Consider the following 15,718-nt stretch of genomic DNA (forward strand, 5'->3'; position numbering starts at 1 on the left):
GCTTTTTTATTTGCCTGGCCACGTGCTAAGGTAGTCGCTGCCCTCTTTATTGCCTGGATCCTGCCGTGCTCACCCCATCCCAACTCGCTGCCTTGCAAACCCTCATCCCGGCCGAACGCATTCATGACGATGCCGCTACGCTGGAGCGCTACGGCCAGGACTGGACGCGCTATACCAAGCCGCAAGCGGCGGCGGTGGTGTTTCCACGCAGTATCGAGGAGGTGCAGGCCGTGGTGCGCTGGGCCAATGCACATGCCGTGGCCATCGTGCCATCCGGTGGCCGCACCGGCCTGTCCGGCGGCGCCGTGGCGGCGCAGGGCGAAGTGGTGGTGTCCTTCGAGCGGATGAACCGTATCGATCAGTTCGACCCGCTGGCGCGCACCGTACGTTGCCAGGCGGGCGTGGTCACCGCGGCGCTGCAGGCCTTTGCCCGCGAGCAGGGGCTGCTGTATCCGGTGGACTTTGCCGCCAGCGGCTCCAGCCAGATCGGCGGCAATATCGCCACCAACGCTGGTGGCATCCGCGTGGTGCGCTATGGCATGACCCGTGACTGGATCGCCGGACTGACGGTGGTGACCGGCAGTGGCGAGTTGCTGCAGTGCAATCTGGGGTTGAACAAGAACAATAGCGGCTATGACTTCCGTCACCTGTTCATCGGCTCCGAGGGCACGCTGGGGCTGGTGGTGGAGGCGACGGTGCGCTTGTGTGATCCGGCACCGCCAAGCGCAGTGCTGTTGCTGGCCGTGCCGCAATTAGCCGACATCATGGCGGTGTTCCATGCCTTTCGCAGCCGGCTCACCTTGCAAGCCTTCGAGTTTTTCTCCGACCAGGCCTTGAGCCATGTGCTGGCGGCCGAGCAGGCCAGGCCGCCACTGGCACAGCGCCAGCCTTTTTATGTGCTGCTGGAGTGCGAATTGCCGCCATCGGCTGACGATGCGCTGGTCTTGCAGGCATTTGAACATTGCCTGCAACAAGGCTGGGTGGCCGATGGCGTGCTGGCCCAGTCCGCGCAGCAGGCCGGTGCGCTATGGCGCTTGCGCGAGGGTATCAGTGCCGCCATCACCCCCTATACCCCTTACAAGAACGACATCTCGGTGGTGATCAGCCGGCTGCCCGCCTTCGTGGAGCGCTTGCAGGCCTTGCTGGAGCACGACTATCCGGATTTCGAGGTGCTGTGGTATGGCCATATCGGCGATGGCAATCTGCATATCAATGTGCTGAAGCCGGTCAGTTGGGCGCTCGCAGATTTCCGGCGCGCCTGCGAGGCGGTCAACGAGCAGGTATTTGCCCTGGTGGCCGAGTTTGCCGGCAGCATGTCGGCCGAGCACGGTGTGGGCTTGCTCAAGCGCGATTATCTGGGCGTGACACGTAGCGCGGCAGATAGGGCGCTGATGCGCGGGGTCAAGGCGGTTTTCGATCCCAATAACATCATGAATCCGGGCAAGCTGCTGGCTTGAGCACGGTTTTGCCTGCCACCGCCCGCCAGCGGCGGGTGGCAGGCACACTGGTGAAGTGCCGGCTGCGCCAGGCTCAGGCCCAGGCGGCGCCGCCATTCAGATGCAGCACCTCGCCATTCATCCCCGGGTTGGCCATCAGGAACAGTGCCGCCTCGGCAAACTCGCTGGCCTCGCCCAGCCGTTTCAAGGGCAGGGTATGGGCCAGGGCTTGCAGTCGCGTGGCATCGTTACCCAGCGCCCCGCTCAGCAGCGGCGTATGCATGGGGCCGGGGCTGATCACATTGATGCGGCGGGGTGCCAGCTCCGCCACCAGGCTGTGCGCCAGCGTTTCCACCGCACCGGCGGCCACGGCGGCCAGTGCCTTGCCCGGCTGTGGCCGCTGTGTGACCATGCCGGAGGTCAGGGTGATGGAGCCGCTGGCGGCCAGCCGGGGTGTTGCGGCGCGGATGCTGTGCACGCTACCCCAGAAGCGGCTGTCCAGATTGGTTTGCAGTGCGGTGATGTCTGCCTCCAGCAACAAGCCGGGGCGGATCACGGCGGCGGTGATCAGCAAGTGATCCAGCGCCGGGATGGCGGCGAAAAAGGCTTGAATGGAAGCGGCGTCCAGTACGTCGACGGGGTGGCCGCTGGCCTGTTGTCCCAGGCTGTGCACTGCCTGTTGCAGCTTGTCTGTGCTGGAGGAGCCGATGATGACCCTGGCACCGGCATGGATGGCTGCTTGCGCACTGGCCAGTCCCAGTCCGGAGCTGCCGCCGATGATCACGACTGTTTGGTCCTGCAAGCTGTGCCTGGTGCGCATACGCCCTCCGAATTGGCTAAAAGAGCGATGCTAGAGCGGAGTTGGCCTGGGTGAAACCAGATATTTCCTTAACTGCCGTGGCAATATCCGGGGCTATCGCCTGCCGCCCGGCAGGGGGGGCGCTGACCGAGCCGTGGCCTATCCTGCGCTGGCCGGCGGCGGCAGTATTGACCGGAGAGCCGCGCCAGGGCAGGCTGTCGTGGTCGGTGTGAGCTGGCCGAGGGTCTGGCAGCCTGCCGTGCGTCGCATGCCTTTGCGACAGCGCATTTGCCCCTTTTCTGAGCGATGACTGCAAGTATTTCTACGGCAAAGGGTTTTTTGCTTTGTTCAAAGCTTATCCACAGCTTTATCCTCTGATTGCTGTGGATAATTGCAGCCGGCAGCAAGAGGCGGGGCGGTGTTTGCCGGCCCGCTCTCGCTGTGCGGGTGGTCAGTCCGGGCTGTCCATGCCGTTTTCCAGTGCCTCCAGCTGTTCTTGCAGCAGCATCCAGTCTTCTTCTACTTGAGCCAGTTCACTGCTGACCACGCCCAGCCGTTTGACCGCCTCGGCCAGCCTGCCCTTGTTGGCCTCGCTATAGGCGTCCTCGCCGGACATAAAGGCATCCAGCTGGTTTTTTTCGCTGCTGAGCTGTTCCAGCTGCTTTTCCAGCTTGGCGAGCTGGCTCAGTAGCGGCTTTTTCAGCTGGGCCAGCTTCTGGCGGGCTTCGGCCTCCTGGCGTTTCTGCTCCTTGCGGTTGACGCTTTGGGCGTCACCCGTGGAGGGTTTGCCGCTTTCCGCCAGCTGGGCCAGCCGCCATTGGCGATAGTCTTCCAGATCGCCATCAAAGGGCGTGACGGTGCCGCCGCTGACCAGCCAGAACAGGTCGGTGGTGGACTCCAGCAGGCTGCGGTCGTGGGATACCACGATCAGCGCGCCGGAGAAGTCCTGCAAGGCCAGCGTCAGCGCATGGCGCATTTCCAGGTCCAGGTGGTTGGTGGGTTCGTCCAGCAGCAAGAGATTGGGCTTTTGCCAGACGATCATGGCCAGGGCCAGCCGGGCCTTTTCGCCGCCGGACATCGGGCCGACCAGATCGGTGGCATTGTCGCCACGGAAATTGAAGCCGCCGAGGAAGCTGCGCAACTCCAGCTCGCGGGCGCCAGGTGCCAGTCGCTGCATATGCTGCAGCGGCGACTCATCCACGCGCAGGGTTTCCAGCTGGTGCTGGGCGAAATAGCCTATCTTCAGCGTTTGTGCCTTGATCAGTTCGCCTGCCTGTGCCGGCAGATCGCCCGCCAGCAGCTTCACCAGCGTCGATTTGCCGGCACCATTCACCCCCAGCAGGCCGATGCGGCTGCCGGCTTCCACCGACAGCGACAGGCCGCGCAGAATGGTGGTGCTGCCGTAGCCGATATCCACCTTGTCCAGCCGCAGTAGTGGATTGGGCAGATTGTCCGGGCTGTCGAAGTGAAAATCGAAGGGCGAGGCGACATGGGCCGGGGCGATGCGCTCCAGCTTTTCCAGCGCCTTCACCCGGCTTTGTGCCTGCTTGGCCTTGGTCGCCTTGGCCTTGAAGCGGGTGATGAAGGACTCCAGATGGGCAATCTGGCGTTGCTGCTTGTCAAACTCGCCCTGCTGGCGCGCCAGCTTTTCCGCACGCATGGTTTCAAACTGGCTGTAATTGCCGGTGTACAGCGTCAGGGTCTGGTTGGCTACTTCGGCGATATGACTGCAAATACTGTCGAGGAAGTCACGGTCGTGCGAGATGATCAGCAAGGTGCCCGGATAGCTTTGCAGCCAGTCTTCCAGCCACAGCACGGTTTCCAGATCCAGGTGGTTGGTGGGTTCGTCCAGCAGCAGCAGGTCGGAGCGGCACATCAGCGCCTGCGCCAGGTTCAGCCGCATGCGCCAGCCACCGGAAAAGCTCTTGACCGGCTGCTGGTGTGCTTCGGTGGCAAAGCCCAGGCCAGTCAGCAGCTTGGCGGCGCGGGCCGGGGCAGAGTAGGCCTCGATGCGGGCCAGTTCGCCGTGCAGATGGCCGATGGCGCTGCCATCGTCACGCGCCTCGGCGGCCGCCAGTTCGGCTTCCAGCTGGCGCAGTTCGTGGTCGCCATCCAGCACGTAATCGATGGCAGCGGTATCCAGTGCCGGCGTTTCCTGTGCCACATGGGCCATCACCCATTGCCTGGGGATGTCGGCGTCACCGCCATCGGCATGCAGCTCGCCCTTGAGCAGGGCAAACAGGCTGGATTTGCCCACGCCATTGGCACCGACCAGGCCGGTCTTGTAGCCGGGATTCAGGGTAAGGCTGGCGTTGACCAGCAATTCTTTCAGGCCGCGACGCAGGCTGAGGTTTTTCAGTTGGATCATGTTAGGCAGGCTGGCCGGATGCGTGGCACCCGGCGTGGTTGGTTCAGGCGGCGGGCAGGGTGGACAGGTCCCAGCGCGGTTTGATCGAATAGCTACCCGGTGCCGTGGCGTATTGCAGCCGCATGGCGCCGGCAAAGGCAATCATGGCGCCGTTGTCGGTACACAGCGCCAGTGGCGGGTAGTACACCTGCAGCTTGCGCCGCAGGGCGGCCTGATCCAGCGCGGCGCGCAGCTGCTTGTTGGCCCCCACGCCACCGGCCACCACCAGTTTTTTCATGCCGGTCTGTTTCAGCGCCTTGAGCGATTTGCTGACCAGCACTTCGACAATGGCCTCCTGAAAGGCGCGGCAGATGTCCTTGCGGGTTGGCTCGTCAATCTCGCCATGCTCGGCTTCCACCTGTTTGCTGAGTGTCAGCACGGCGGTTTTCAGGCCGGAAAAGCTCATGTCCAGGTTGTCACTGTGCAGCATGGGGCGTGGCAGGCTAAAGCGTGCCGGGTCGCCTTCTTCTGCCAGTTTCGACAGCAAGGGGCCGCCAGGGTAGGGCAGGCCCAGCAGTTTGGCGGTTTTGTCGAAGGCTTCGCCGGCCGCGTCGTCCAGCGTTTCACCCAGTACCTCGTACTGGCCGATGCCGCGCACCGCCATCAGCTGGGTGTGGCCGCCAGAAACCAGCAGGGCGATAAAGGGAAAGTCTGGCCGTGGCTCTGCCAGCAGTGGCGACAGCAGATGGCCTTCCAGATGATGAACGCCGATCACCGGAATGTTCAGGCCAAAGGCCAGTGCATTGGCCACGCTGGCCCCCACCAGCAGCGCCCCGCCAAGGCCGGGACCCTGGGTGTAGGCGATGGCGTCCACATCGGCCAGGGTCTTGCCGACTTCGGCCAGACAGGCTTCGGTGAGCGGGATGACCCGGCGGATGTGGTCGCGGCTGGCCAGTTCGGGCACCACGCCACCGTATTCGGCGTGCATGGCCATTTGCGTATGCAGATGGTGGGCGATGAGGCCCGCCTTCAGGTCGTACAGTGCAACGCCGGTTTCGTCGCACGATGATTCGATTCCAAGTACCAGCATGATGGCTTTATAACAGGGTAATCTTTCCATTTTACCGGTGAATCTTTGTCTGCCCAAATCGGGAATGATAGTCTGTGGCGATCAAGCGGATTTGCGCTGAACAAAAGCGGAAGGGTGGAGCAGTGAAAGCAAGACTGAAATGGGTGGATGGCGTGTGCTTCATGGGCGAGAGCGGTAGCGGCCACGCGGTGGTGATGGATGGCGCGCCGGAGGGTGGTGGCCGTAATCTGGGGCCGCGCCCGATGGAGCTGCTGTTGCTGGGCACGGCCGGTTGTACCAGCTATGACGTGATTTCCATCCTGAAAAAGTCGCGCCAGCAAGTGACCGACTGCTGGGTGGAAATGGAGGCCGAGCGTGCCGAGACCGAACCCAAGGTCTTCACCAAAATCCATTTCCATTTTGTGGTGACCGGGCGGGAGCTGAAGCCGGAAGTGGTGGAGCGGGCCATCAAGCTGTCGGCCGAGAAATATTGCTCGGCCTCCATCATGCTGGGCAAGACTGCCGACATCACCCACGATTTCGAGGTGCGTGAGGGCTGATGTCCTCAGCGGGTAGCCTGGCTGCCCCTGTCAGTAGTCAACAAGACCGCCGCTGCCATCGGGTAGCGGCGGTCTTGTTTTTGCCGCTGGCGGCAGTGGCGGTGACACGGCGGCAAAACTTGCCGCTCCTGCCGCTTGCCGCGACCTGTCTGCTGGTGGGGTGATGGGGTGAAACCAATAAAATCAATGCTCTGAATGGATGGTTTTGCCTGGCACGGTTCCTGCTAATGATGGGGACGTATCCAGGGAGGCAAGGTCATGTTGGACAAGATTGGCAAGGAATTCGATTTTCAGCAGCGGGCGCTCAATTTGCGCGCATACCGCCAGGAAGTCATTGCCAGCAATATTGCCAACGCCGATACCCCCAATTACAAGGCAGTGGATTTCGATTTCAAGCAGGCCTTGCAGTCTGCGCAGGATGGACAAGGCAAGCTGGCGATGAATGTGACTGATGCGCGTCATCTGGCGGGAAACGCAGGCGGCAGTGCCGGCAAACCGGCTGTGCAGTATCGCAATGCGGTACAGCAAAGCCTGGACGGTAACACGGTGGACATGGATGTGGAGCGCGCTGCCTTTGCCGATAACGCCTTGCAGTACCAGTCCACGCTCACCTTTCTGAGCAAGCGTATTTCCAGTCTGAATAGCGCCATCACCGGTGGAGGTCAGTAAACATGTCGCTCGCTAATATTTTTGCCATTTCCGGTTCGGCACTGACAGCCCAGTCCATGCGTCTCAACGTGGTGGCCAGCAATATCGCCAACGCGGAAAGCGCCACCAGCTCCACCGGTCAGCCTTACAAGGGCCGTCACGTGGTGTTTACCGCGCTGCCGGTCACCGCCGATCAGCCGCAAGTGGCTGGGGTGCGGGTGACTTCCATCGTGGAAGACCAGACCCCGCCGCGGCTGAAATACGACCCCAGCAACCCTCTGGCGGACGAAAAGGGCTACGTCAACATGCCCAATGTCAATCCGGTCGAGGAAATGTCCGACATGATTTCCGCCTCGCGCTCGTATCAGACCAATGTGGAAATGATGAATACCGCCAAAACCTTGCTGCAGAAGACCCTGCAGCTTGGACAGTGATGAAAGGCAGCAGCCATGACCAGCTCGGTTAATTCCTCGACCAATCCGTATGCGATGCTGAACGGCAGCTCCAGTACATCTGGCAGCAGCACCAGCTCGACCAATGCCAATACCGATACCAGCGCACAGGGTATCCAGGATCGCTTCCTCAAGCTGCTGGTGACGCAGTTGCAGGCGCAGGACCCGATGAATCCGATGGATAACAGCCAGATCACCAGCCAGATGGCGCAGATCAGCCAGGTATCCGGCATGCAGACGCTTAACACCGCCATGCAGAGCCTGGTGCAGTCGCAAGCCGCCAACCAGTCATTGATGGCCGCCACCATGATTGGCAAGCAGGCACTGGTACCGGGCAATGCGCTGAGCCTGACCAGCGGTTCCAATGTGCAAGGTGCGGTCAATCTGAGTGGCGCTGCCACCGACTACACCGTCAGCATTGCCGACGCCAATGGCAATGTGGTGGATACCCTGACGGTGAAAAGCCCCAGCAGCGGTCTGAATTCCTTTAACTGGGACGGCAAGGATGCCAACGGCAACCAGCTGCCCAGCGGCAAATACACGTTCAGCGCCAAGGCCACCAGTGCCAGCAGTACTGCGGTAACGGCCACGCCGTATGCCAACCAGGCGGTCACTGCCGTCAGCTGGGCCAGCGGTACGCCGCAGCTGATCATGAAAGACGGCAGCAGCGTCGGTCTGGCCAGCATTGCCCAGTTGTCTTAATCAAAAGTCATTAGCGCAAACAGGTTTCGGGGAGTAGTGTCATGGGTTTTCAACAAGGTTTGAGCGGTCTGAATTCGGCGTCTGCACAGCTGGATACCATCGGTAACAACGTATCCAACGCCAGCACCGTCGGTTTCAAGAGTTCGCGCACCGAGTTTGGCGATCTGTTCTCCACCAGCTTTTATGGTGTGGCCAATACCAGCGCCGGTATCGGCTCGCAGGTGAGTGGGGTCACCCAGTCCTTTAGTGCGGGCAACATTACCCCGACCGGTCGCAGCCTGGACCTTGCCATCAATAACAACGGCTTTTTCATCGTACGGCAGAATCCGACCTCCAGCACCGGCTCGCTGGCCTATACCCGTAATGGCCAGTTCCAGGTGGACAAGGATGGTTACATCGTCAATGGCAACGACCGCCTGCAAGGCTGGATGGCCAATAATGGCGTGGTGACCCAGGGCCCGGTCACCGACCTGAAACTGCAAACCAACCTGATTTCGCCGGCAGCGACTACCAAGGTCTCCATGGGGGTCAATCTGGACTCTCGCCTGAGTGCCCCTACGGTGACGCCGCTGAATCCGACCAATACCAATAGTTTCAACTGGTCGAATGCCGCACAGGTGTATGACAGCCTGGGTAATCAGCACAACCTGACCCTGTACTACGTCAAGGGCACGCCGACCGCCACCGGCACGCCGTGGACGGTAACCGCCTATGTCGATGGCAGTCCGGCTAGCGGCACCAATACCTACACGATGAACTACGATACCTCCGGTAATCTGATCACTACTACATCTACCACACCTCCCACGCCTATCGCACCGTTCAGTGTCACCTTCTCCCCGACGCCGGTGAATGGTTCTTCGGCACCGGTAACCTTTACCGTGGATTACACCGGTTCCACCCAGGTGGCGCAGGCTTCCGGTACCCCGACCGAAACAGTGGATGGCTATGCCCCGGGTACGCTGAGCAGCATGAATATCGACACCCACGGCAATATCATGGCCAGCTTTTCCAATGGTCAGAACAAAGTCATCGGGCAAGTGGCGCTGGCCACCTTCACCAACTCGCAAGGCCTGCAAAATGAAGGCGGCAACCGCTGGCAGCAGACCCTGCAATCCGGCGTGCCAGCCTACAATGCCCCGGGTTCCGGCAATGCCGGTACCGTGCAGTCGCAGGCACTGGAAGATTCCAACGTCGACCTGACTGCGGAACTGGTCAACATGATTACCGCGCAGCGCTTCTACCAGGCGAATGCCCAAACCATCAAGACCGAAGACACCTTGATGCAGACCATCATCAATCTGTGATTGATGTCAGCCAGATCAGCCTAAGGAAGCGGGGAAACAATGGATAAGATGCTGTACCTGGCCATGACCGGTGCCAAACACATCGATTTGCAGCAAGCCACCACGGCCAATAATCTGTCCAATGCCAATACCAATGCCTTCAAGGCCGATCTGGCCTCCTTCCGTGCGCTGCCGGTAGTGGGCCCCGGTGCGCCGACCCGTACTTATGTGGTGGACAACACCATTGGCCATGACATGAGCCAGGGCAGCCTGATGCATACCGGCAGCCCCAGTGACTTTGCCCTGGGTTCGCCCGGTTTCTTCGCCGTGCAGGCCGCGGATGGCAGTGAAGCCTATACCCGCGATGGCGGCTACGTGCTGGACGCCAATGGCATGATGCGCACCCGCAGTGGCCTGCCCATCACCGGGGATGGCGGCCCGATTACCGTGCCGACCGGCTATCAGGTGCAGCTGGGTCAGGATGGTTCGGTTATCGGCGTGCCGCAAAACGGCAAGGACCGTACCCCGCAACTGCTGGGGCAGATCAAGCTGGTCAATCCCGGTGCCAAGGAAGTGTACAAGGGGCCGGACGGCCTGTTCCGCATGAATAGTGGCGATACCGCCACGGCCGACACCTCGGTCAAACTGGTGCCGGAAACGCTGGAAGCCAGCAATGTCAACGCGGTGGAAAGCCTGGTGCAGATGATCTCCCACGGTCGCCAGTACGACATGAATATCAAGCTGATGACCAATGCTGATCAGAACGATCAGAAAGCCACCCAGCTGCTGGCCATGGGCTAAGCCCAGCTGCTCCCATACTCATAACAAATCAAGAATTCTGAGGAAACACCGCCATGATGCGTGCGCTTTATGTTGCCAAGACCGGGATGGACTCCAGCCAGTTCAATCTGGATGTCATTTCCAACAACCTGGCCAACGTCAACACCGTGGGTTTCAAGCGCGGGCGCGCTGTGTTCGAAGATCTTTACTATCAGACCCTGCGCCAGCCGGGTGCGCAGCTGGCAGATGGCAGCACCACGCCCACCGGTTTGCAGGTTGGTACTGGTGCCACGGCAGTGGCTACCGCCAAGAACTTCACCCAGGGCAATATGACGCAGAGCAGCCAGCCACTGGACTGGGCGATTACCGGCGACGGCTTTTTCCGTATCCTGCGCCCGGATGGCACCACGGCTTATACCCGTGATGGTGAGTTCAAGCGCAACTCCAGCGGTGACATCGTCACCTCGGATGGCTATCAGCTCAACCCCAATATCAATATCCCCAGCACGGCTTCGCAAATTACCGTTTCCACCGCCGGTGTGGTGCAGTACTTCCTGCCCAACAATCCGGCACCGCAAACCGCCGGCACCATCCAGCTGACGACCTTCATCAATCCGCAAGGTCTGGAAAGTGTCGGCAATAATCTGTACCTGCAAAGTGCCTCCTCCGGCGATCCGCAGGATGGCGATCCGGGTACGGACAGCCGTGGTCTGGTCATGCAGGGTTTTCTGGAAGGCTCCAACGTCAATGTGACCGAGGAACTGGTCAACATGATTACCGCCCAGCGTTCGTTTGAAATGAACTCCAAGGCGATCACCACGGCCGACCAGATGCTGCAGAAGCTGACGCAGATGTAAGCTGCCGGTTCTGCTGGTGGTATTTAAACGCTAAAATCAGTTTTTGCTTGATGGCCGGCTGGCGGTGTGAGGAGGGCGGAATGAAAATGCTGAAATGGATGATGCCGGGGATGCTGGCATTGCTGCTGGCCGCTTGTGCGGCGCAGGAGCCGCCGCTGGTGACCCTGCCCATGACTGCGCGGCCGCAACCGCAAGCCAATACCCTGCCGGCCAATGGTTCCATCTTCCAGGCGGGCAGTTACCGTGCCATGTTCGAAGACAAGATGCCGGCACTGGTGGGCGACACGCTGACCATCTCGATTCAGGAAAAGTCCTCCACCTCGCAGTCGGAACAAACCACGGCCACCCGTTCTTCCGCGCTCAATGAAAGCCTGTCCAGCGGCATCCAGCTGCCGTTTGTGCCTAGCAGTCTGGGCAAGGGTGTCGGCGCTTCCATAACCGGCAGCGGCTCGGCCAACAATACCGGCAAGGGCACCAATCAGGTGGCCACCACCTTTGTCAGCTCCATTACCGTCACCGTGATCGAAGTGCTGGCCAATGGCAATCTGGTGGTCAGCGGTGAAAAAGTGGTGCGAATCAATGGCGATACCGAATCCATCCGCCTGTCCGGAGTGGTCAATCCGCGTGATATCGCGGCCGACCGTTCGGTCTCCTCGCTCAAGGTGGCCGATGCCCGCATCGAGCAGGAAACCAAGGGTAATAACCGTCTGTACAACGAGCCGGGCTGGCTGGCCAAATTTTTCCTGAGCATCATGCCCATTTGATGACCAGGACTGGATGACATCATGAAAAAATTCCTGCTTGCACTGACTTGCCTGCTGCTGGGGGCGCAAGTGCTGGCGGCCGACCGGCTCAAGGACATTACCAATATTGCCGGCGTGCGCTCCAACCAATTGCTGGGTTACGGCCTGGTGGTGGGGCTGGATGGCAGCGGCGACAAGGTGACTTCCTCGCCGTTTACCGGTCAGTCGCTGTCGAACATGCTGACCCAGCTGGGCGTGCAGATTCCGCCCGGAACCAAGGTCGACCCCAAGAATGTGGCGGCAGTCAGCCTCACCGCCACCTTGCCGCCCTTCGCCCGTAAAGGCCAGGCGCTGGATGTCACCGTCTCCTCGATTGGCGATGCCAAGAGTCTGCGCGGGGGGACCTTGCTGCTGTCGCCACTCAAGGGGGCTGACGGGCAGATTTACGGCATGGCGCAGGGTAATGTGCTGGTGGGCGGTGCAGGCGCAGCGGCCGGTGGCAGCAAGGCGCAGATCAACCAGCTGAGTGTGGGGCGGATTGCCGGTGGTGCCACGGTGGAGCGTGAAGTGCCCACGGCGCTGGGGAGTGGCGAATTCATCAATCTGGAATTGCAGGAAGCCAATTTCACCATGGCCAACCGGGTGGTCCAGGCCATCAACAAGGCATTTGGCAGTGGCACCGCCCGTGCGGTGGACGGTGGCCTGGTGGAAGTACGTGCGCCCTTCGATTCCAACCAGCGCGTGCAGTTTCTGTCGCGGATGGAAAATCTTGCCGTCGACCCGGCAGAAGTTTCCCCTCTGGTCATCATCAACGCCCGGACCGGCTCCATCGTGATGAACCAGGCGGTACAGCTGGAACCCTGCGCCATCGCCCACGGCAACCTTACCGTCACCATCAGCAACAACCCGCAGGTCAGTCAGCCCCCTGCGCTGTCTGGAGGGCAGACGGTGGCCACCAATCAGGCCAATGTCAGCGTCACCAGCGATGTCGGCAAGGTGCTGAAAGTGGCCAAGAGCGCCAATCTCAACCAGGTTGTCTCGGCACTGAATGCACTGGGTGCCACGCCGCAAGACCTGATTTCCATCTTGCAGGCAATGAAGGCTGCCGGATCGCTCAAGGCCGATTTGCAAATCATCTGAGCCCGGTTTTTCTTGCTGAAAAAGGCCCCGTCGACGGGGCCTTTTGCGTTGGCCCGCTTCTTGCTTTTAGCCGGGTGGAGGAGTGAAGAATGACGACGCAGTTTTCCAGTACCTATACAGCAAACGATGCCCTGAACCAGCAGCTGGCGGTGGATCCCACCCAGATGTCCAGCCTGCGTTCGCGCATGGCCAAGGACCCCAAGGGGGCGGCCAAGGAAGCGGCGTCGCAGTTCGAAGCCCTGCTGATGGGAACCATGCTGAAAACCATGCGTGAAACCAAGTTTGACGACGAGGGCGACTCCGCCATGGATACCTACCGCGGCATGCTGGACCAGCAGATGGTGCAGTCGCTGAGCCGTGCCGGCGGCATGGGAATTGCCGATCTGGTGTACAAGCAGATCGCCAAGCAATCCGGTTTTGATGCCGGCAGCGATGCCAGCAAGCTGCGTCCGGCGGCCAGCAGCCCGGTACTGCCCACCCGTTTTAGCCAGTCGAGCGGGGTGAAAGCCTATCAGGCCGCACAGAGCGAGGCAGCCAGCGCCGGCCTGGCCACGGCGCAGGCAGACAGCACCGTCGTCAGCGATGGCAAGAGCTTCATCCAGGGCATGTTGCCGCATGCCCGCAATGCAGCGTCCCAGCTTGGGGTGGCACCGGAGTTCGTGGTGGCCCATGCCGCGCTGGAAAGCGGTTGGGGCAAGCGTGCCATTCGCAATGCGGATGGCAGCAATTCACACAACCTGTTCGGCATCAAGGCCACCGGTGACTGGCAAGGCAAGTCCACCAGCATCACCACCACCGAATATGTGAACGGTAGTGCGCAGAAAAAGGTGGAGAAATTCCGCTCTTATGATTCGTATGCCGATGCCTTCAGCGATTACGCCAGCATGCTGAAGAATTCGCCGCGCTACCAGGCCGCATTGAATCAGGGCCGCAATGTGCTGGGTTTCGCCCAGGGCTTGCAAAACGGCGGCTATGCCACCGATCCGCGCTATGCGCGCAAACTGGTGGATGTGGCGGCTACGCTGGCACAGCAGGCGGTGCGCTCTTGATTAAAGTTTCAGCAGTTGCGGTCGATAAAACAGCAGAGAGGCGATAATGGGCTCAAACATTTTTTCCATTGGCCTAAGCGGCCTGAATGCAGCACAAACTGCGCTTTCTGTTGTCGGCCAGAATATTTCCAATGCCAATACTCCGGGCTACAACCGCCAGGTGCTGAGTCAGGCGGCGCGCATGCCGCAGCAGGAAGGCTTCGGCTACCTGGGGCAGGGGGTGGACATCACCGGTGTCAGCCGTATTTATGACAAGTATCTCGATTCGCAAGTATTGAGTGCGCAGGCCGGCAGTAACTTCTATTCCAGCCAGTTGTCGCAGCTGAACCAGATCAACAATCTGCTGGCTGATCCGACCGTCGGGCTGAATAATTCTTTCCAGAGTTTTTACAGCAGCCTGCAGACGCTGTCGCAGGATCCGTCGTCGATTCCCAGCCGGCAGACCGTGGTCAACATGTCGCAGGCGCTGGTGTCCAACTTCACTGCCATCGGCAACAATCTGTCCCAGATGCAGGCCGGGGCCAATTCGCAGATTACCAGCACTGTCACCAGCATCAATGCGCTGACCCAGAACATCGCTGATCTGAACCATCAGATCGCAGCGGCGGCGGCCAGTAATACCCAGCAGCAGCCCAATGACCTGATGGATCAGCGCGACCAGGTCATGGAGCAGCTGAACAAGCTGGTGACTGCCAAAGCAGTGCCACAGTCGGACGGGACCTATAGCGTGTTCGTCGGCAATGGTCAGGCACTGGTGATCGGGAACCAGGCCAGCAAGCTGGCTACCCAGGCCGATCCGGCCAATCCGCAGAATGTGCAGGTGACCTATCCCAATCCCAATGGCACTGCCACGGTGATTTCCAGTTCGGTGCTGTCAGGCGGGCAATTGGCCGGTTATATGTCTTTCCGCGACGGCACCCTGCTGACCACCCAGCAAAAGCTGGGTACGCTGGTCATCGACTTCACCACGGCGATGAATTATCAGAACCAGCTGGGGCGTGACCTTTCGGGCAACCAGGGCGGGAAGATTTTTGCCGACATGACCAGCTATGCCACGCATCCGCAAGATGCCGTGGCCAATATGCAGTTGCTGCTGGCCGATCCTTCCAAGCTCGCGGCATCTTCGTCCTTGCAGCTGGGTGCCGGTGGCATTAGCCCTGCCGGCACCGGTGTCACCTTGTCCGGCGTCTGGGCCAGCCTGCCCGGCACCTATGGCTGGAGCAGCACCACCACGCCGCCGACTACCGCGACCCATCCGCTTACCGGCCTCAGCGGTATGACCATTACCGCAACGAGTGCCACGACTATCAACGCGACACTGACCGGTGGTCCTGATGGGGGGCAAACCTTCAAAGTTGTGCCAGATCCTACGGTCTCCAATGGTTACAAACTGGTAGACAACACGGCCCAGGCCAATGATCTGGGCATCAAGTTCCAGTTATCCGGCCAGATACAGGCTGGCATGACCATCAATGTCGCGCCGGTGCCGGTCGGCACCGCGGTCATCGGTAATGGTAATAATCTGGGCGAGATGATGGCGTTGCAAACCCGCAAGATCGTGGATGAAAACAAGAACGGCAGCAATGGCGGCTTGCAGTCTTTCCAGACTTATTACTCCACCACCGTCAGTTATGTGGGCAATGCCACCAATACGGTGAGCCTGGCCTCTTCGTCGCAGACCACCTTGCTGCAACAGGCCACCACTTCGCGTTCCAATGTCAGTGGCGTGAACATGGATCAGGAAGCAGCAGACCTGATCAAGTACCAACAGGCTTATCAGGCATCTGGCAAGGTGCTGCAGATTGCACAAACCATTTTCCAGCAGATCCTGCAAATGGGCGGCTGAGGCG

The 15,718-nt window shown here is 60.4% G+C and carries 15 protein-coding genes; 12 read left to right on the top strand and 3 right to left on the bottom strand.

Going from position 1 to position 15,718, the window contains the following annotated elements; all coding sequences use genetic code 11:
* The first annotated feature begins 65 nt into the window (after window positions 1–65).
* The gene (locus DFR38_RS12705) at window positions 66–1,457 is read left to right on the top strand and encodes an FAD-binding oxidoreductase (RefSeq protein ID WP_110313489.1); all 1,392 of its coding nucleotides are present in this window, start codon (window positions 66–68) and stop codon (window positions 1,455–1,457) included.
* 73 nt (window positions 1,458–1,530) lie between these two features.
* Here DFR38_RS12705 and DFR38_RS12710 read toward each other — a convergent pair whose 3' ends face one another.
* The 3 genes from DFR38_RS12710 to tsaD all read right to left on the bottom strand — a co-directional run bounded on the left by DFR38_RS12710 (window position 1,531) and on the right by tsaD (window position 5,672).
* Entirely contained in the window at window positions 1,531–2,256 is a 726-nt protein-coding gene (locus DFR38_RS12710; protein WP_059287191.1) for an SDR family oxidoreductase, read from the bottom strand.
* 430 nt (window positions 2,257–2,686) lie between these two features.
* Window positions 2,687–4,603, bottom strand: a complete 1,917-nt coding sequence (locus DFR38_RS12715; protein ID WP_110313490.1) for an ATP-binding cassette domain-containing protein — start codon at window positions 4,601–4,603, stop codon at window positions 2,687–2,689.
* A 43-nt stretch (window positions 4,604–4,646) separates the two neighbouring features.
* The gene (gene tsaD, locus DFR38_RS12720; protein WP_059285869.1) at window positions 4,647–5,672 is read right to left on the bottom strand and encodes a tRNA (adenosine(37)-N6)-threonylcarbamoyltransferase complex transferase subunit TsaD; all 1,026 of its coding nucleotides are present in this window, start codon (window positions 5,670–5,672) and stop codon (window positions 4,647–4,649) included.
* A 122-nt stretch (window positions 5,673–5,794) separates the two neighbouring features.
* Between tsaD and DFR38_RS12725 the strand changes: the two genes are divergently transcribed.
* The 11 genes from DFR38_RS12725 to flgK all read left to right on the top strand — a co-directional run bounded on the left by DFR38_RS12725 (window position 5,795) and on the right by flgK (window position 15,714).
* The gene (locus DFR38_RS12725) at window positions 5,795–6,211 is read left to right on the top strand and encodes an OsmC family protein (RefSeq protein WP_059285868.1); all 417 of its coding nucleotides are present in this window, start codon (window positions 5,795–5,797) and stop codon (window positions 6,209–6,211) included.
* Between the two features lie 258 nt (window positions 6,212–6,469).
* Window positions 6,470–6,880, top strand: a complete 411-nt coding sequence (flgB, locus tag DFR38_RS12730) for a flagellar basal body rod protein FlgB (RefSeq protein ID WP_059285867.1) — start codon at window positions 6,470–6,472, stop codon at window positions 6,878–6,880.
* A gap of 2 nt (window positions 6,881–6,882) precedes the next feature.
* On the top strand, window positions 6,883–7,293 hold the full coding sequence (flgC, locus tag DFR38_RS12735) for a flagellar basal body rod protein FlgC (RefSeq protein WP_059285866.1): 411 nt from the start codon (window positions 6,883–6,885) through the stop codon (window positions 7,291–7,293).
* Between the two features lie 15 nt (window positions 7,294–7,308).
* Window positions 7,309–8,013 (top strand): flagellar hook assembly protein FlgD, encoded by a 705-nt coding sequence (locus tag DFR38_RS12740; RefSeq protein WP_082693428.1) that lies wholly within the window; start codon window positions 7,309–7,311, stop codon window positions 8,011–8,013.
* A gap of 41 nt (window positions 8,014–8,054) precedes the next feature.
* Window positions 8,055–9,320 carry a flagellar hook protein FlgE gene (gene flgE / locus DFR38_RS12745; RefSeq protein ID WP_059285864.1) on the top strand — a complete coding sequence of 422 codons (1,266 nt, stop codon included), beginning with the start codon at window positions 8,055–8,057 and terminating at the stop codon, window positions 9,318–9,320.
* Window positions 9,321–9,359: 39 nt separating this feature from the next.
* On the top strand, window positions 9,360–10,100 hold the full coding sequence (locus tag DFR38_RS12750; RefSeq protein WP_059285863.1) for a flagellar basal body rod protein FlgF: 741 nt from the start codon (window positions 9,360–9,362) through the stop codon (window positions 10,098–10,100).
* A gap of 53 nt (window positions 10,101–10,153) precedes the next feature.
* A complete protein-coding gene (flgG, locus tag DFR38_RS12755; RefSeq protein WP_059285862.1) occupies window positions 10,154–10,936 on the top strand; it encodes a flagellar basal-body rod protein FlgG in 783 nt (260 codons plus the stop codon).
* Window positions 10,937–11,016: 80 nt separating this feature from the next.
* A complete protein-coding gene (locus DFR38_RS12760) occupies window positions 11,017–11,700 on the top strand; it encodes a flagellar basal body L-ring protein FlgH (protein ID WP_059285861.1) in 684 nt (227 codons plus the stop codon).
* Window positions 11,701–11,721: 21 nt separating this feature from the next.
* Window positions 11,722–12,819: a flagellar basal body P-ring protein FlgI gene (locus tag DFR38_RS12765; RefSeq protein ID WP_110313491.1), complete on the top strand. Its 1,098-nt coding sequence runs from the start codon at window positions 11,722–11,724 to the stop codon at window positions 12,817–12,819.
* A gap of 89 nt (window positions 12,820–12,908) precedes the next feature.
* Window positions 12,909–13,868: a flagellar assembly peptidoglycan hydrolase FlgJ gene (gene flgJ, locus DFR38_RS12770; protein ID WP_059285859.1), complete on the top strand. Its 960-nt coding sequence runs from the start codon at window positions 12,909–12,911 to the stop codon at window positions 13,866–13,868.
* A 46-nt stretch (window positions 13,869–13,914) separates the two neighbouring features.
* On the top strand, window positions 13,915–15,714 hold the full coding sequence (flgK, locus tag DFR38_RS12775; protein ID WP_110313492.1) for a flagellar hook-associated protein FlgK: 1,800 nt from the start codon (window positions 13,915–13,917) through the stop codon (window positions 15,712–15,714).
* Window positions 15,715–15,718 lie beyond the last annotated feature (4 nt).

This window comes from Aquitalea magnusonii (genome assembly GCF_003202035.1).
GTDB classification, from domain to species: Bacteria; Pseudomonadota; Gammaproteobacteria; order Burkholderiales; family Chromobacteriaceae; genus Aquitalea; species Aquitalea magnusonii.